Raw genomic sequence first — 15,583 nt, forward strand, 5'->3', positions numbered from 1 at the left:
GTCGCGAGCCCTTCTTCGTGAGGGCGATCAGCCCTTGACCGCGCCGGCCGCCAGACCGGACTGCCAGAAGCGCTGCAGACCGAAGAACAGGACGATCAGCGGCACGACGCCCAGCAGAGCGCCCAGCATCACGGCGCCCTTGTCCGGGGCGAAATAGCTCATCATGCCGTAGAGGCCCAGAGTGACCGGCTTCAGCTCGGCACTGGAGAGCATCATCAGTGGCAGCAGGAAGTTGTTCCAGGTCGCGACGAAGATGAACAGGAAGATCGTCACCATCGCCGGCGCCAGCAGACGCAGGACGATCGTGAAGAAGATCCGCGCTTCGCTCGCGCCGTCAATGCGCGCGGCCTCGAGCAGCTCGGTAGGCACTGAAGTCTCGGCGTAGACCATCCCGAGGAAGACGCCGAACGGCGAGACCGCAGAGGGGATGATAATCGCCCACATGGTGTTGGCAAGGCCCAGCGCCTGGAACTCCATGTAGAGCGGCACTGTCAGCAGCGCGACCGGCAGCAGGAGGCCCGCCATGATGATCGCGACGGCGATCTTCTTGCCGGGGAAGACGAACTTCGCGATGGCGTAGCCGGCCATGATGGCGAACAGCGTGCCGATGATTCCGGCGGCAGTCGAGTACAGGATCGAGTTGCCGACCCAGCGCCAGAACATGCCCTGCGTCCAGTCCATGAGGCTGGCGTAGTTGGTGTCGAGGTTCCAGTTCGCGAACCAGAACCCGAAGGTGTTCGTGAGGTCGGCGTTGGACTTCGTGGATGCCACGATGACCCAGTACACGGGCATGAGGAAGTAGACCAGCGCCACGATCAGGGCGATGATGCCGAAGGTCTTGGCGACAGGGCCGGGTGCGACCGAGCGCGGCGGCAGATCCGCGGCTGCGGGCGCACGCCGTGCCCGGCGTGGGGTTTCTGCGGGAGCGGTGATGAGTGTCGTGGTGCTCATGTCAGACGGCCTTCTTACGCTGCAGGAGTGCATAGACAACGGCGAGGGCGCCGGCGATGACGGCCATCAGCAGTGAGTATGCGGATGCAGGACCGCTGCCTGACGGCGACAGCTCGCCCATCATCGAGTTGTAGGTGAGCATCATCGGGGTGTAGTCCAAGCCCATCCAGGAGTTCGAGCTCTCCATGATCATGGGTTCGTTGAACAGCTGGATCGTGCCGATGATCGACAGCAGCACGGCCAGCAGCGCCGCACCGCGCACCATCGGCACCTTGATTTTCAGCGAGATCTGGAAGCCGCTCGCACCGTCCAGGCGCGCCGCCTCGTACAGCTCGCGCGGGATGGACTGGAGGGCTGCGAGGAAGATCAGCATGTTGTACCCGGTGTAGGTCCAGGTGGTCATGTTGGCCATCGAGGCGAGGATCGTGCCGGGCGCCATGAAGTTCGTGCCCTCGGGGAGGAACTGCATGAACGGCGAGACCTCTGGGGTGTACATGTACATCCAGATCATCGCCGCGATCACGCCGGGGATCGCGAAAGGCAGGAAGAAGGAGAGCCGAAAGAAGGCAGGGCGCCGCACGAGGAACGAGTCGAGCAGCAGGGCGAGCGCGAGAGCGACGATGATCATGACCGGGATCTGGAACGCGGCGTAGATGACCACGCGACCCATGCCCGACCAGAAGGCGCCGTTACTCGCGGCCGCAGTGAGGTTGTCGAAGCCGACGAAGGTGTCGATGAGCTCGCCTCCGCCGTACAGGCCTTCGCCTGCGGGAACCTGCGCGAAGAACGCCGACCGGACCGAGATGATGATCGGCACCAGGAAGACGATGATGAACAGGATCGAGAACGGTGCCATGAACAGCCAGCCGTTTCGGGCTTCCTGGCGCGCGCGGAAGCCCCTTCTCGGGCGCGGCCGGTGGCCGGTGGTCTCAGCGGTTGTCATGGCGGCGTGATCTCATCCTTCGGGAGAAAGAGGCCGGTGGAGGGCATCCGAATCGAATACCCTCCACCGAGCGCGTGCTCGGTACGGGCGTGGAGCTTACTTGGCGACGGGCAGACCGAGGTCTGTCAGCGCCTTGACTGCGGTGTCCTGAGCGGTCGTGAAGACGTCTGCGACGGTGGCGTCACCGGCGACGACTGCCGCTGCGGTCTCGGTCATCGAGGACAGCGTGGAGAAACCGGGAGCGTACGGGAAGTCCGGGTTCAGGTTCGCGGTCGCGGTCGCGAGCTCGGCGAGGACATCCTGGTCGCCGAACTGGCGCAGCATCTTCTCCGGGGTCTCGGGCGTGCCGTTGGCTGCAACGACGAGGCCCTGCGAGGAGAGGTCATCGATCTGGGTATTGAACCAGTTGTTGAACTCCATGGCCTCGGCCGGGTGGTCACAGCCCTTGAGTACGGCGACACCAGAACCACCGTCAGGACCGGTCATGGCGCCGGCGCCGAAGTCGGGCAGCTGCGCGATGCGCCACTGGCCCTCGGCAGGGGTGCCGTCGAGCGAGTCGAGCAGGAAGCCTGCCTCCCACGCAGCGCCGATGTGGCCGATCAGGGAGCCGTCGTTCAGCGCGATCGTGAAGGGCTCGCCCCAGCGGTCAGCCTTGAGGGTCTGGTTGTTGTCGAGCAGGCCCTGCCAGAGAGCTGCGACCTTCTGCGAGCCTTCGCCCTCGGCGTTCACGACCCACTCGTCGCCCTCGGTCGAGAACCAGGTGTCACCGGCTGCGGCAGACTGCGCCGCGAGCCAGTGGGTCGCCTCATCTGCCGAGAAAGCGCTGAGGTACTTGCCGGCGGCGGCGGCGGTCGCCGACTCTGCCGTCAGGTCTTCGATCGTCGCAGGTGCGGTCAGTCCGAGCTTGTCGAATTCGGCCTCGTTGTAGAAGTAGACGAGCGGGCCGACATCCTGGGGGAGGCCGACGACGACATCGCCCACGCGCATGCCGGCGTATGCGCCGCTGGAGAAGTTCTCTGCGTACTTCTCTGCCTCGGTCGTGACGTCCTCGAGGAGACCCTTCACATACAGCTGCGGTGCCTCGGAGTATCCGACCTGGGCGAGGCACGGTGCGTTGCCGGCCTTCACGTCGGTCTCGAGCTTGAGGATCATGTCGGTCGCGGCACCGTCGAACTTGGTCGTCTTGACCTGGATTTCGGGGTGCTCTTCGTTCCAGCGCTCGGTGATCTCTGCGACCGTCGCCATATCAGCGCCGTTGTCGAGACGATGCATGTACTCGATCGTGACGGATTCATCGCTCGAACTGCCGGCGTTGTCGCTGGAGGTGCTGCAGGCGGCGAGGCCGAATGCAGAGATGGCGCCGACGGTGACGACCGCCGCGGTGCGGATGATGCGTGTATTGGCCATGAAAAGTGATTCTCCCCTTTGAGGGTCAGGTGACTGACGGACAGTGCGGATGCCGTGATGCACACGCGCTGGTGGAACCATTAAACGCCCAAATGTTTGCGTTCACAAGCTGAAGAACGTTGTCACGGTAACGTTTTACGATCGGGAGTGTCGTGCGCTGACATTCGGTGTGGCCCGTAGCGAACCCGGAGAGGATTCCCCAGACGCGCAGGAGAGGGGCAGACTGGGATCGTGCGAACCATCCGTGACCTCGACACCGTTGAACTGATCATCGACGCGCAGAGCCTGCTGGATTCCATCCGGGGGCCTGAGCGCGTCATCGACGCAGGGACGCTGCGTGCGCTGCAGCAGTCCGGCAATTACGTCGTCGGGCTCTTCGACGGCGAAGACGGGCAGGAGCAGATGGTCGGAGCATCCATCGCCTTCTTCGGCGCACCCGCGAAGCGGCGGATGCATTCCCACATCACCGCCCTGCTTCCGGACTATCGCGGACGCGGCTGGGGACGCGAGCTCAAGGAGCACCAACGCCAGTGGGCGTTCTCCCGCGATGTCGGATGCATCACCTGGACCTTCGATCCGCTGGTCGCGCGCAACGCGCACTTCTTCCTCACCGTGCTCGGTGCGAGAGCGACCGGTTACACCGTGAACAACTACGGAATCTTCGGTGGCGGGGATGCCGGTGACGAGAGCGACCGGCTCGACGTCGAGTGGGCGCTCGCCGACATCGCCAAGCCGCCGGCGGATGCTGCCGTGGTGGCGACCCTCGAGATCCCCTCCGATGTCGAGTCCATGCGCACCTCTGATCCGGATGCTGCCCACGAATGGCGCATGCGCCTGCGCGGAGAGATGGAAGAGCTGTTCGGTCGGGGCCTGCGCCTCGCCGGTTTCGACGTGACGCGCGGCTATCTGTTCACCGAGTGAGCTTCAGCCCTCGCGGGTCGGCGGATCCTCGCCGATCTCGGTGATGAGGCTCAGTTCTGCAACGGCTCTCTGAGGCGACCACGGCGATTCCCGCAGTCGCACGATGCCACTTCTCGCGCTGGAACGACGGTTCGGCGCACCTGCATCTGTGGGCCTATGCGCGGCCAGCAGGGATGATGCAGGGGCGCGGCGCGATCCTTCCGTACTGGGAGCAGAGCATGCCGGCGATGCCGGAGGCGATGATGAACGAGTACATCGGGATCGTTGCGGCCGCGCTCGCCGCGGGTGGAGGAGAAGCCTTCCCGAACCGCTGAACGGATGTCGGATGCTCGTGTCATTCTGATCGCATGGATGATGAGGCGGGGCAGGCAGGCGGTTCGGCGGAGAAGCCCGCGGTGTTCTTCCGTGACGCGGCCGAGTTCCGCGCATGGCTGGAGCGCTATCACGCCTCCGAGTCGGAGCTGTGGATGGAGATGCGTAAGGCGCATGTCACGAACCAGGGTCTGACGTGGGCGGATGCCGTTCCCGTGGGCCTGTGCTTCGGATGGATCGATTCGGTGTCTCAACCCGTCGACGAGGACCGGCGTCGGCAACGGTGGACCCCGCGAAAGCGGGGCAGCACCTGGTCAAAGATCAACGTGGCGCACATCGAGCGCTTGCAGGCAGAGGGCCGGATGGCGCCTGCCGGCCTCGCTGCGTTCGAGGCGCGCAGCGCGGAGCGCACCGGGACGTATTCATACGAGAACGGCGATGCAGAACTCGAACCTGAGGTACAGGCCGTGCTCGATCGCTCGGCAGCGGCACAGGCATTCCTCGATGCCGCGGCTCCCGGGTACCGCAAAGCTGTGCGGCATTGGATCGCCACAGCCAAGCGCCCTGCCACCCGCATCGCGCGCGCCGAGCAGTTCGTGACCGATAGCGCAGCCGGGCGGCTCGTGCCGTTCGCACGTGCGGGCAAGACGCCGGCGTGGCTGGGGCGCGCCGCCGCCGCTGCGGCGGCTGCGGCGGAGGGCTGATTCCGACGCATCCGCGCGGATAGGATGGAGGATGCCGCGGCATGTCCGCGCAGCATCCAAATCTCTCCCGACCATTGGAGCCACCGTGGCCGAACAGTCCCGTCTTGACAAGGTCATCAGCCTCGCCCGCCACCGCGGGTTCGTGTTCCAAGCGGGTGAGATCTACGGCGGTTCGCGCTCCGCGTGGGACTACGGGCCCCTCGGCACCGAGCTGAAGGAGAACATCCGTCGCCAGTGGTGGCAGACCTTCGTCCGCGGCCGTGGCGACATGGTGGGTCTTGACTCCTCGATCATCCTGCCCAAGCGCGTGTGGGAGGCATCCGGCCACGTCGCCACCTTCAGCGACCCGCTCGTCGAGTGCCTGCAGTGCCACAAGCGCCACCGCGAAGACCACCTGCTCGAGGCGTTCGAGGCGAAGAAGGGGCGCAAGCCCGAGAACGGCATGGCCGACATCGCCTGCCCCGACTGCGGCACCCGCGGCAAATGGACCGAGCCCCGCTCGTTCTCCGGCCTCGTGAAGACTTACCTCGGCGTCGTCGATGACGAGTCGGGCCTGTACTATCTGCGCCCCGAGACCGCGCAGGGCATCTTCGTGAACTTCGCTAACGTGCTCACCGCGAGCCGCAAGAAGCCGCCATTCGGTATCGGCCAGGTCGGCAAGGCGTTCCGCAACGAGATCACGCCCGGAAACTTCATCTTCCGCACTCGCGAGTTCGAGCAGATGGAGATCGAGTTCTTCGTGCCGCCGGCTGAGGCTCAGGAGTGGTTCGACCACTGGGTCGAGACCTGTTGGGCGTGGTTCATCGACCTCGGCATCGAGCCCGAGAACATGCGTCAGTTCGACGTTCCTGAGGATGAGCGCGCGCACTATTCCGCCGGAACGATCGACTTCGAGTACCGCTTCGGTTTCGCGGGCTCCGAGTGGGGCGAGCTCATGGGTGTCGCCAACCGCACCGATTACGACCTGAACAGCCACTCCGAGGCATCCGGCCAGAGCCTGACGTATTTCGACCAGGCATCCGGTGAGCGCTACACACCGTACGTGATCGAGCCCTCGTTCGGCCTCACTCGCTCGATGATGGCGTTCCTCGTCGACTCGTACGTCGAAGAAGAGGTGCCCAACGCGAAGGGCGGCACCGACACTCGCACTGTGCTCAAGCTCGACCCGCGTCTGGCTCCGGTCAAGGTGGCCGTGCTTCCCCTGTCGCGCAACGAGAAGCTCTCGCCGCTCGCGCGCGAGGTCGCTGACTCGCTGCGTGGCCGCTGGGCGATCGACTTCGACGACGCTGGCGCCATCGGTCGCCGCTACCGTCGTCAGGACGAGATCGGCACCCCGTTCTGCGTCACGGTCGACTTCGACTCGCTCGATGACAACGCTGTGACCGTGCGTGACCGCGACACCATGGCGCAGGAGCGCGTGCCGGTCGCCGAGCTGAACGAGTACCTCGCCGCACGGCTCAAGGGCGCGTAAGACAGAGCCGTGGAGACGACGACTTTCGCCGCGACCGACGGCTTCCCGCACACCGCTCTCGTAGGGGTCACCGGTCCTGAGCAGACCATCGCCGTGCAGGGCGACCCGCACGCCGCGCTCGCACTCGCGTCTGTGAGCAAGCCGCTCACAGCGTGGGGCGCGCTGATCGCTGTCGAGCGCGGGCTGATCGACCTTGATGAGCCGGCAGGGCCTGAGGGATCGACGCTGCTCAACCTGCTCGATCACACCAGCGGACTGCCGTTCGAGGGCGAGCCGGTGCAGGCGGCCCCCGGTACTCGGCGCATCTACTCGAACGCCGGTTTCGATGCCCTCGGCGCGCATGTTGCCGCCGCAGCTGGCATGGAGTTCTCCGAGTGGATGACCCGCGAGGTCGTCCAGCCGCTCGGGATGCGTGAGGTCGATGTAGCCGGCCGGCCCTCGGCCGGCTACAAGGCCTCTATCGCCGACCTGCTGATCTTCGGTCGCGAAGTGCTGCGGCCGACCCTGATCCCCGCCGCTCTGCGCGACCTCGCACTGATGGTCTCGCGTGAAGGGCTGAAGGGCGTCGTCCCCGGCTACGGGTCCTTCGATGACAACCAGTGGGGCCTCGGGTTCGAGCTCAAGGGCGTGAAGAGCCCGCACTGGTTGAGCGACTCGTTCCCACTCGAGACGGCGGGCCACTTCGGTGGTCAGGGGAGCTTCTTCTTCGTCGACCGCTCTCGCGACATCGCCGCAGCATTTCTGTCAGGTGTGCCCTTCGGTGACGAGCACAAGCGCATCTGGCCGCCGCTCACCGACGAGATCCTCGCACGGTACGGCGGGCGCTGACCCGGTCTTCGGTCTCGGCCGGGATCCCCGTTCAGGTCGCAATTTCTGCCGCTTCGACGAGGCGAAAGCGGCACGAATCGCGACCTGGGTGTCCAGTTGGCGGCCTTCGCAGCACGGGGCGAGCCCGCGCGTCGGTAAACTTCGTCTGTTCGTAAGACCGCTGGAGGGCAACGTTGGAAGCTGAAGCAGTGAAGAAGCACCAGGATTACAACCCTGGTCCGCGTGTGGGGATCACGTTCTCGACGTTCGATCTGCTGCACGCGGGCCACATCATGATGCTTGCCGAGGCCAAGCGGCAATGCGACTACCTGATCTGCGGGCTGCAGATGGACCCGACGCTCGACCGCCCGGAGAAGAACGCGCCGACGCAGACCGTCGTCGAGCGCTACATCCAACTGCGCGGCTGCGAGTCCGTCGACGAGATCGTGCCGTACTCCACCGAACAGGACCTCGAGGACATTCTTCGCTCGTTCAAGCTCGACGTGCGCATCGTCGGCGACGAGTACGAGAATCGCGACTTCACGGGTCGTGAGTACTGCGAAGAGGCCGGCATCGAGCTGTACTTCAACAGCCGCCACCACCGGTTCTCCAGCTCGGGTCTGCGGAAGATCGTCGCAGCCAAAGAGGCAGAGCGTCTCTCGCGGGGCTGAACCACGTTCAGGTCGCAAACTGTGCTGCTTACGCCCCGCGAAAGCGGCACAAATTGCGACCTGGGCGTCACTTGGCGGCTTTCGCCGCCGCCTTCATCGCACGCTTGTGCGCGCGCACGAGGCTGAGCGACTCGGGTGAGACGATGTCAGCGACGCTGCGCAGGGCGCCTTCTTCTCCGTAGGGGGCGGATGCTTCGCGCCAGTCTGCACCGGTGAATCCGTACTGCTTGCCGAGCAGAGCGAGGAAGATCTTCGCCTTCTGCTCACCGAACCCGGGAAGCTTCTTCAGGCGTCGCAGCACTTCGGCACCGTCTGGGTCGCCCCGCGTCCAGAGGGCTGCGGCATCGCCGCCCCAGGATGCGACGAGCTCCCGGCACAGTGTCTGTACGCGGGCCGCCATGGAACCCGGGAACCGGTGCACGGCGGGAGTCTGCTTGAACGCCTCGAGGAACTCCTCGGGGTCCATCGCGGCGATTTCCGCGGCATCCACAGCGCCGGTGCGCTGTTCGATCTTGAGCGGGCCGGCGAAGGCGGTCTCCATCGGCACCTGCTGGTCCAGCAGCATGCCGACCAGAAGTGCGAGCGGGTTGTCGGTGAGCAGCGCGTCGGCGGCGGTGTCTCCGGTGATGTGAAGGGCCATGCCTCCAGTCTGGCACCTATGTGAAACGGTGCCCCGGGAATCCCCGGAGCACCGTTTCGCGTACGTGTCAGTGCTCAGGCGCCCTGGCGGCGACGTGCCAGGAACGCGAGCGCGATGCCTGCGGCGAGGAGCAACGCCCCACCTGCCGTCAGCGGAAGGGCGCTGTCTGCACCGGTCACCGCGAGCTCGCCGTGCGCGGCGGATTCATCGCCAGCAGTGGTCCCGTTCTCGACCGGGTTGGTGGGCGTGTTCTCGCTCGGGTTGGTGGGGGCGTTCTCGACCGGGCCGGTGGGCGTGTTCTCGCTCGGGTTGGTGGGCGTGTTCTCGTTCTCGTCGACGGGAGCGGCGAAGGCGATGCTCGCGGATGCCGTGAACGGCGTGCTGCTCTCCGAAGCAGTCGTGTACACCTGGCAGAAAGTGCCGTCCGGCGCCGCGAACGGCGACTGGGCCCAGGTCGCTGCGCCAAGTGCCTCAGCCGTTGCTTGGATTGAGACATCAGTGCCGGCCGCGCCGGTGGTGCACAGGTCGACAGTCGTCGTCACCGGGGCGGAGCCAGTCACGATTATGGCGCCGTTCTCGAGCTCCACGCCATCCTGAGGTGCACACAGCTCGATGGTGCCGGTAGCTGCGGTGAGCGCGATGGGCTGGTTCAGCAGGTTGGTGGTGAGCGTCAGCGGGGCGACCTCGTCGGCTGCCGCTTCCGAGGTCACCGGCGCGAGCTCCAGGACTGGCTCGACGGGCGCGGATGCCAGGATCCTTGCACGAACGTCGTCGCCGATGTTATCCGGGCACCACAAGTCCATGCCTGGGTACCACTGCATCAGGTCAGCATCCGAAACGCACCAGATCATCTGCTGCCTCACGGAACGGTTCTTCTCGGAATCGTTCGATGCGAGCGTTTCCCCTGCGCCGCTGTAGCCCTCGGGCATCGGTGTGGTGGTCAAATCGTTGGCGGCGATGTACTCGATCACGCGCTGTTGCTCGGCCGTGAGGTCGCCGTTGCCATCGACGAGCTCAGGAGTGCCCACGTAGCCGCCGTCGTGCGTCAGCTCTCCCTGCTCATCAGTGACGCTGCAGGTGTGGTTGGTCATGTCGGTGCAGTACATCCACTCCGATACAGGACCCACGCCTTCGACAAACCGCACACCGCAGTTGGGCGTGCTGGGTTCGTTCTTGCCGCTGGTGCCGTAGAGCGTCACGACGTGACCGGCGTTGTAGGCGGTGAGGCGTTCGCCGAAGACGCGGTTCAGCGGATTTCCGCCGACGGTCTCTGCTGTCGGGTCGGCGGGGGTGGAGCCGGCACAGAGATCTGCGGTGAACTCCTCTACCGCGGCTGGAGGCGCATCGGCAAGTGCCGGAGCGCTTGAGACGGCGACGAAACCAGCGCTCACCAGAGCGCTGAGCGCGAGAAGTGGGATGATCCCCTTACGACGCATGAAGTACCTTTCAGGATGGACGCGAAAAGCGCAGCCCACGCCGAATAGAGCAGCATCGATGATGCCGCGAGCGCAACCGGCGTCAGCCGCGAAGAGGCAACCGACGACGGTTGCTAACAGCCGCGCAGTCCCAGCGCGGAAGATCCTCAAATCTCCAGGTTACCCGATGAGCCTTTCGGTTCTCAGGGGGAATACTCAGGCGGTCGCGGCCTCTTGAGACTCGCCAGTATCAGGTGTCAGTCCGTAGAGCGTCTCGAGTGCGTCCGTGAAATCACTCGCGCGACCATCGGCGGCGAGTTCGTGCGCGCGCACCGTGGGCGTGTGCAGGAGCACACCGGCCAGGTGACGCATCGCCTGCTCGACGAGGCCTTGCTCGTCGCCGCGGCGGCGCGCGCGGTCGATCTCGTCCTCAAGCAGGCTGAAGATGTGCGTGCGCAGGGCGACGACGGCCGGCGTGACGCTCCGCCGGTCGCCGACGACGTTGAAGGTGTCTGCGGCCTCGCGCACGACAGACCTCGCGGCATCCGTCGCCTGCAGCTCTTCGAGCGGGGCGTGCAAGCGGATGGTATCGAGATCCAGCAGTGCGACGCGTTCGATGTTCGCGACGGCCGGGTCGACGTTGCGGGGCATCCCGAGATCGATCACCAACTGCGACGATGCGGATGACGCGCCGATCGGGCATCCGCCCGTGGTCGCTCCGGTCGCACCAGCTGGTGCCTGCAGATGATGCGGGCGCAGCACAGGCTCCTCAGCCGCATTCGTGCACGTGATCAGCAGAGTCGATTGCGTCGCGACGCGCGTGTACTCGTCGTCGTGCACTGCGGCGATGCCGTGCTTCTTCGCGAACAGCTCTGCACGGCCAGATGGTGAATATACGGCGATGTTCGTCGCCCCGCGTTCGCGCAGCGTCGCAAGGGTCACCGCGGCGTACGCCCCGGTGCCGACCAGAAGAACGCGCTCTGCGGACCAGTCGGCGATGCGGCTGTCTGCGAGTTCGAGAGAGAGGCGCACGAGTGAGCGCCCGGCGCGTCCGATGGCGGTGACGTTCTTCACCTTGCGCTGCGCCTGGCTCGCACGCTGGAACAGGCGCTCGAGCTCGGGCGAGGTCGTGCCTTCCTCGTGCGCCGTCTTCAGCGCGCGACGCACCTGGCCGGCGATCTCTCCCTCTCCGGGGACGACGGATTCCAGACCGGATGCCACGGCGAACAGGTGTTCGGCAACGCGACGACCGGAGTGCACGGCATAAGCGCCGTCGAGTTCGGATGCGGGGATGCCGGTGGACTGCTCGATGGCCTCGAGCACTGCTTCCACTCCCACCGCACCCGCGGCAGTCACCGGCTCATCGACCTCGACGTACGCCTCGAAGCGGTTACAAGTGGAGAGCACAACGGCCCCCTGCACGCACGAAGCGATGCGCAGAAGATTCGGCGCGACGTCGTCAGGGGTGCGGCTCAATCGCTCGAGCATGTTGAAGGAGGCGGTCTTGTGACTCGCCGTCACGCACAGCAGCACGCTGACCAGTTTACCCGTCTCTCGCTGACAGGCCATTCATGAGCGCAAATGGGAGGATGGAAGCATGCCTGACTCGAACGCCCCGCTGCTTCGCGCCCTCGCCGGTGATCGCCCAGAACGGACCCCCGTCTGGTTCATGCGCCAGGCCGGACGCTCTCTCCCCGAGTACCGCGAGCTTCGCGTCGGCACGCGGATGCTGGATGCCTGCCTGACTCCGGATCTCGCGGCTGAGATCACCCTGCAGCCGGTGCGGCGGCACAAGGTGGACGCCGCAGTGTTCTTCAGCGACATCGTGATCCCGCTGCGTCTGGCAGGTGTCGACGTCGTCATCGAACCTGGCCGCGGCCCCGTGTTCGCTGAGCCGGTGCGCACCCGTGCCGATGTCGATCGGATCACGGCGATCGATCCGGATGCTCTGGACACGACGGCGATCGCCGAAGCGGTGCGCATCGTGACCGCAGAGCTCGGCGACACCCCGCTCATTGGTTTCGCTGGGGCGCCGTTCACCCTTGCCGCCTACCTTGTCGAGGGCGGCCCGTCGAAGGAGCATCTTCGCGCGCGTGCCATGATGCACGCCGATCCCGAAGCCTGGGGGCGCCTCGCAGGATGGCTCTCACGCGTCTCCCGCCGGTTCCTCGAAGCGCAGCGCGACGCGGGAGCGGCGACAGTGCAGCTGTTCGACTCGTGGGCAGGGTCGCTGAGTCCTGCCGACTACCGTGCGCACGTCGCCCCCCACTCGAAGGCGGCCGTCGCCGGCCTCGGAGTTCCCGTCATCCACTTCGGTGTCGGCACCGGCCCCTTCCTCGCCGACATGCGACTGGATGGCGAAGCATCCGCCGTCGGCGTCGACTGGCGCCAGCCCCTCGATGAGGCCGCACGAATCCTCGGTCCCGACGTCACCGTCCAGGGCAACATCAACCCGGCGATGCTGCAGGCGCCGTGGCCGGTGCTCGAGGCTCACGTTCGCGACGTCATCGAGCGCGGCCGCACCGCCCGCGCGCACATCCTCAACCTCGGCCACGGCGTGCCGCCCGAGACCGACCCCGACCAGCTCACCCGCATCGTGGAGCTCGCGCATTCATGAGCCAGAACAACACTGCGGGGCTTGCCGAACGCGCAGCTGAACGCCACGTCATCGTGGTGGGCGGTGGCATTGGCGGACTCGTTGCCGCTCGCGAATGCGCGAAGGTCGGCATGCAGGTCACCCTGCTCGAGGAGGCGAACGAGCTCGGCGGAGCGATCCAGCGCGCCGACCTCGACGGCGTGACGGTGGATGCCGGAGCTGAGAGCTACGCGACCCGAGGTGGGCACGTGCGAAAGATCCTCGCCGAGCTCGACCTCACCGACCGCATCGTCACCCCGAATCCCGCCGGCGCCTGGCTCGTCGGCGCCCCCGGAGTGAAAGCCGCGCCGCTGCCCAAGGGCGGCATTCTCGGCATTCCCGCCAACCCATTCGCCGACGACGTGCGCCGCATCATCGGCTGGAGCGGTGCGTGGCGTGCGTATGTCGACCGTCTGCGCCCGCCGCTGACGATCGGACAGGAGCACAGTCTCGGCAACCTGGTCGCCAAGCGCATGGGCGCCAAAGTGCGCGACCTGCTTGTCGCCCCGGTCACCGCTGGTGTCTACTCGGCGAGCCCCGATGACGTCGACACCGAGATGGCGGCTCCTGGCCTCAACGAAGCGCTCACCCGCACTGGATCGCTTTCTGGCGGCGTTGCCCAGCTGCTCGCCGAGCGAACCGATCGCGCCGAGCGCACGAAGAAGGCGCCCGGATCGGCCGTCGAAGCGCTCGCGGGGGGCATGAGCGGACTCGTCGACGCGCTGGTGGCAGACCTGGAGGAGCTCGGCGCGGTCGTCCGCACTGGCGTGACCGTCGAGACAGTCGCACGCGACGGCGATAGCTGGAAGGTCTCCTTTCCGACAGCATCCGACGACGATGACCTCGAGTCTGAGCCTGAGAACGAGAACGAGACGCTCACTGCGGACGCCCTCATCGTCGCCACGGCCGAGCCGAGTGCCCGCCTGCTGCTGACCGGTCACGTCACAGGTCTCGCCGCCGGGGGAGATGCCCCGCAGATCGAGATCGTCAGCCTGCTCCTTGACTCTCCCGAGCTGGATGCCGCGCCCCGCGGCACCGGGGTCCTCACGGTCCCCGGCAGTCACACGGCGAAGGCACTCACCCACGCGACCGCCAAGTGGGAGTGGCTCCGCAAGACGGCAGCAGGCCGCCACGTCGTGCGCGTCTCGTTCGGTGCGCAGGGCGAACCGGCAGCCACTGCGAACCTCGATGACGATGCTGCAGCTTCGCTGGCACTGAGCGAAGCATCCGCTCTTCTCGGTCTGCCTCTGCCCGAATCGGCCCTCGTCGCGGCGCACCGCGCGCGCTTCACGCAATCGCAGCCCGCATCGCTGATCGGTGCCGCCGAGCGGCGCGATGAGGTGCGCGCCGCGGTGCGCAAAACGCACGGGCTCGGTGTGGTCGGCGCATGGCTGTCGGGCACCGGTCTCGCGCAGGTGATTCCGGATGCTGCGGCCGAGGCCGATCGCGTTCGCCGCACGCTGCTCTGGGGAGAAGGCGGGCCGCTGTCAACCCCTTGAGGCATTGATGCCGTTTTCGGCATATGGCGTTACGCTGGTACCCCTGGCCGACGGCATCCATCGCCTGCGGCTCGACCGGAACAACGTGAGGAGACCCCATGAAGGGGAAGATCGGACTCGTCGTCGGACTCGGCGTCGGATACGTGCTCGGAACACGCGCCGGACGTGAGCGCTACGAACAGATCAAGACGCAGTGGCTGAAGCTGTGGAACACCGATCCGGTGCAGAACCAGGTCATCAAGGCCAAGGCGTTCGTGGGGGCGAAGGCCTCTGCGGTGCCCGGTGCGATCTGGAACGGCGTCGTCAAGGTGGCCAAGGCCGCCGGTGACGGCAGCACCCCCGGCGAGAAGCTCGACTCCGCGATCGCCACGGGCAAGAAGGCTGTCGACAATGTCGAAGACGCCGTCGAAGATGCCGTCGATGCCGCGAAGAAGGCAGCATCGAAGAAGACGAGCTCACCCAGCAAGACCGGTTCGTCCAGCACGAAGAGCTCGTCGACGGGGTCAGCGAACAAGACGAACGGAAAGTGACATGTTCCGCGGATACCGTGACCGCGCAGACGACAGTCTTCTGACGCTGCTCGGAGACCTTCCCGAGCTCGTGACCAAACTGGTCAAGGCCGAGATCGACTCCGCGAAGGCGTGGGTGTCGCGCACAGCGAAGGACGCCGGCATCGGCAGCGTATGGTTCATCCTCGCGCTGTTCTTCCTGTTCTGGCTGGTGCCGATGATCCTCGTGTTCGCGATCGTCGGGCTTTCCTCCTGGTGGCCGGTGTGGGTCTCCGTACTGGCCGTGCTCGGACTCCTGCTGGTGTGCGTGCTGGTGTGCGTCGTGATCGGCGCACTGAAATTCCGCAAGGTCCTCAGCCGGGAGAATCCTGGCCAGGCTGTCGCAACCGACGTTCGAATCGTGAAGGAGGCTGGCAATGAGCACGCCTGATTCCGCTCTGCCCCGCACCGCTGTTCCTGCCGGAATCACCGATCCGGTGGCATCCGCTCGCGCCGAACTGAAGGCCGCGCTCGCCGCGATCGAGATCAAGGGCAATGTGCCGCGCCGCGTCGAGAAGGCCTCGCAGCGGGGGATCGCGAAGGCCCGCGCCTTCGCCGACCGCAATCCCACGGGAGCCATCGCCGCGGCCATCGGCATCGCCGCCACGGCAGGCGGACTGGTCTGGATGATCGCCCGCACGATCTCTCGTTGAGGGACC

At 66.1% G+C, this 15,583-nt stretch carries 17 protein-coding genes; 11 read left to right on the forward strand and 6 right to left on the reverse strand.

The features are described 5' to 3' along the window. Positions 1 to 27 precede the first annotated feature (27 nt). The 3 genes from ACTU6U_RS07690 to ACTU6U_RS07700 form a co-directional block, all read right to left on the reverse strand. Positions 28 to 951: a carbohydrate ABC transporter permease gene (locus ACTU6U_RS07690; protein WP_443468536.1), complete on the reverse strand. Its 924-nt coding sequence runs from the start codon at positions 949 to 951 to the stop codon at positions 28 to 30. A gap of 1 nt (position 952) precedes the next feature. Further along, positions 953 to 1,894: a carbohydrate ABC transporter permease gene (locus ACTU6U_RS07695; protein ID WP_443468537.1), complete on the reverse strand. Its 942-nt coding sequence runs from the start codon at positions 1,892 to 1,894 to the stop codon at positions 953 to 955. A 96-nt stretch (positions 1,895 to 1,990) separates the two neighbouring features. Further along, on the reverse strand, positions 1,991 to 3,301 hold the full coding sequence (locus ACTU6U_RS07700; RefSeq protein ID WP_443468538.1) for an ABC transporter substrate-binding protein: 1,311 nt from the start codon (positions 3,299 to 3,301) through the stop codon (positions 1,991 to 1,993). A 231-nt stretch (positions 3,302 to 3,532) separates the two neighbouring features. Here ACTU6U_RS07700 and ACTU6U_RS07705 point away from each other — a divergent pair, with 231 nt between their 5' ends. From ACTU6U_RS07705 to ACTU6U_RS07730, 6 genes are all read left to right on the forward strand, one after another. Next, positions 3,533 to 4,222: a GNAT family N-acetyltransferase gene (locus tag ACTU6U_RS07705; RefSeq protein ID WP_443468539.1), complete on the forward strand. Its 690-nt coding sequence runs from the start codon at positions 3,533 to 3,535 to the stop codon at positions 4,220 to 4,222. 173 nt (positions 4,223 to 4,395) lie between these two features. After that, positions 4,396 to 4,536, forward strand: a complete 141-nt coding sequence (locus ACTU6U_RS07710; RefSeq protein WP_443468540.1) for a hypothetical protein — start codon at positions 4,396 to 4,398, stop codon at positions 4,534 to 4,536. Between the two features lie 33 nt (positions 4,537 to 4,569). After that, positions 4,570 to 5,238 carry a YdeI/OmpD-associated family protein gene (locus tag ACTU6U_RS07715; RefSeq protein WP_443468541.1) on the forward strand — a complete coding sequence of 223 codons (669 nt, stop codon included), beginning with the start codon at positions 4,570 to 4,572 and terminating at the stop codon, positions 5,236 to 5,238. An 85-nt stretch (positions 5,239 to 5,323) separates the two neighbouring features. Next, positions 5,324 to 6,709: a glycine--tRNA ligase gene (locus ACTU6U_RS07720; protein ID WP_443468857.1), complete on the forward strand. Its 1,386-nt coding sequence runs from the start codon at positions 5,324 to 5,326 to the stop codon at positions 6,707 to 6,709. A 9-nt stretch (positions 6,710 to 6,718) separates the two neighbouring features. Then, the gene (locus ACTU6U_RS07725; RefSeq protein WP_443468542.1) at positions 6,719 to 7,537 is read left to right on the forward strand and encodes a serine hydrolase domain-containing protein; all 819 of its coding nucleotides are present in this window, start codon (positions 6,719 to 6,721) and stop codon (positions 7,535 to 7,537) included. A gap of 188 nt (positions 7,538 to 7,725) precedes the next feature. Continuing rightward, the gene (locus ACTU6U_RS07730; RefSeq protein ID WP_443468543.1) at positions 7,726 to 8,187 is read left to right on the forward strand and encodes an adenylyltransferase/cytidyltransferase family protein; all 462 of its coding nucleotides are present in this window, start codon (positions 7,726 to 7,728) and stop codon (positions 8,185 to 8,187) included. A gap of 67 nt (positions 8,188 to 8,254) precedes the next feature. Here the strand turns inward: ACTU6U_RS07730 and ACTU6U_RS07735 are convergent, their stop codons facing one another. The 3 genes from ACTU6U_RS07735 to ACTU6U_RS07745 all read right to left on the reverse strand — a co-directional run bounded on the left by ACTU6U_RS07735 (position 8,255) and on the right by ACTU6U_RS07745 (position 11,775). Then, positions 8,255 to 8,827, reverse strand: coding sequence for an HhH-GPD-type base excision DNA repair protein (locus ACTU6U_RS07735; protein WP_443468544.1), 573 nt, complete (start codon positions 8,825 to 8,827; stop codon positions 8,255 to 8,257). A gap of 74 nt (positions 8,828 to 8,901) precedes the next feature. Beyond that, on the reverse strand, positions 8,902 to 10,263 hold the full coding sequence (locus ACTU6U_RS07740) for a hypothetical protein (protein WP_443468545.1): 1,362 nt from the start codon (positions 10,261 to 10,263) through the stop codon (positions 8,902 to 8,904). A gap of 195 nt (positions 10,264 to 10,458) precedes the next feature. Next, positions 10,459 to 11,775, reverse strand: coding sequence for a glutamyl-tRNA reductase (locus ACTU6U_RS07745; protein WP_443468546.1), 1,317 nt, complete (start codon positions 11,773 to 11,775; stop codon positions 10,459 to 10,461). Positions 11,776 to 11,839: 64 nt separating this feature from the next. Between ACTU6U_RS07745 and hemE the strand changes: the two genes are divergently transcribed. The 5 genes from hemE (at position 11,840) to ACTU6U_RS07770 (ending at position 15,577) form a co-directional block, all read left to right on the forward strand. Continuing rightward, on the forward strand, positions 11,840 to 12,859 hold the full coding sequence (hemE, locus tag ACTU6U_RS07750) for a uroporphyrinogen decarboxylase (RefSeq protein ID WP_443468547.1): 1,020 nt from the start codon (positions 11,840 to 11,842) through the stop codon (positions 12,857 to 12,859). Next, positions 12,856 to 14,376, forward strand: coding sequence for a protoporphyrinogen oxidase (gene hemG / locus ACTU6U_RS07755; protein ID WP_443468548.1), 1,521 nt, complete (start codon positions 12,856 to 12,858; stop codon positions 14,374 to 14,376). Before hemE ends, hemG begins: the two co-directional genes overlap by 4 nt. Positions 14,377 to 14,474: 98 nt before the next feature. After that, the gene (locus tag ACTU6U_RS07760; protein WP_443468549.1) at positions 14,475 to 14,906 is read left to right on the forward strand and encodes a hypothetical protein; all 432 of its coding nucleotides are present in this window, start codon (positions 14,475 to 14,477) and stop codon (positions 14,904 to 14,906) included. Between the two features lies 1 nt (position 14,907). Next, the gene (locus tag ACTU6U_RS07765) at positions 14,908 to 15,315 is read left to right on the forward strand and encodes a phage holin family protein (RefSeq protein WP_443468550.1); all 408 of its coding nucleotides are present in this window, start codon (positions 14,908 to 14,910) and stop codon (positions 15,313 to 15,315) included. After that, a complete protein-coding gene (locus ACTU6U_RS07770) occupies positions 15,302 to 15,577 on the forward strand; it encodes a hypothetical protein (RefSeq protein ID WP_443468551.1) in 276 nt (91 codons plus the stop codon). The genes ACTU6U_RS07765 and ACTU6U_RS07770 overlap by 14 nt, the downstream gene beginning before the upstream one ends. Positions 15,578 to 15,583: the final 6 nt, after the last annotated feature.

It is taken from the genome of Microbacterium zouquanmingi, assembly GCF_052266695.1.
GTDB lineage: Bacteria > Actinomycetota > Actinomycetes > Actinomycetales > Microbacteriaceae > Microbacterium.

Coding starts and splice junctions, on each gene's coding strand:
- ACTU6U_RS07690 (WP_443468536.1), bottom strand. CDS start 951: ATGAGCACCACGACACTCATCACCGCTCCCGCAGAAACCCCACGCCGG.
- ACTU6U_RS07695 (WP_443468537.1), bottom strand. CDS start 1,894: ATGACAACCGCTGAGACCACCGGCCACCGGCCGCGCCCGAGAAGGGGC.
- ACTU6U_RS07700 (WP_443468538.1), bottom strand. CDS start 3,301: ATGGCCAATACACGCATCATCCGCACCGCGGCGGTCGTCACCGTCGGC.
- ACTU6U_RS07710 (WP_443468540.1), top strand. CDS start 4,396: ATGATGCAGGGGCGCGGCGCGATCCTTCCGTACTGGGAGCAGAGCATG.
- ACTU6U_RS07715 (WP_443468541.1), top strand. CDS start 4,570: ATGGATGATGAGGCGGGGCAGGCAGGCGGTTCGGCGGAGAAGCCCGCG.
- ACTU6U_RS07735 (WP_443468544.1), bottom strand. CDS start 8,827: ATGGCCCTTCACATCACCGGAGACACCGCCGCCGACGCGCTGCTCACC.
- ACTU6U_RS07740 (WP_443468545.1), bottom strand. CDS start 10,263: ATGCGTCGTAAGGGGATCATCCCACTTCTCGCGCTCAGCGCTCTGGTG.
- hemE (WP_443468547.1), top strand. CDS start 11,840: ATGCCTGACTCGAACGCCCCGCTGCTTCGCGCCCTCGCCGGTGATCGC.
- hemG (WP_443468548.1), top strand. CDS start 12,856: ATGAGCCAGAACAACACTGCGGGGCTTGCCGAACGCGCAGCTGAACGC.
- ACTU6U_RS07760 (WP_443468549.1), top strand. CDS start 14,475: ATGAAGGGGAAGATCGGACTCGTCGTCGGACTCGGCGTCGGATACGTG.
- ACTU6U_RS07765 (WP_443468550.1), top strand. CDS start 14,908: ATGTTCCGCGGATACCGTGACCGCGCAGACGACAGTCTTCTGACGCTG.
- ACTU6U_RS07770 (WP_443468551.1), top strand. CDS start 15,302: ATGAGCACGCCTGATTCCGCTCTGCCCCGCACCGCTGTTCCTGCCGGA.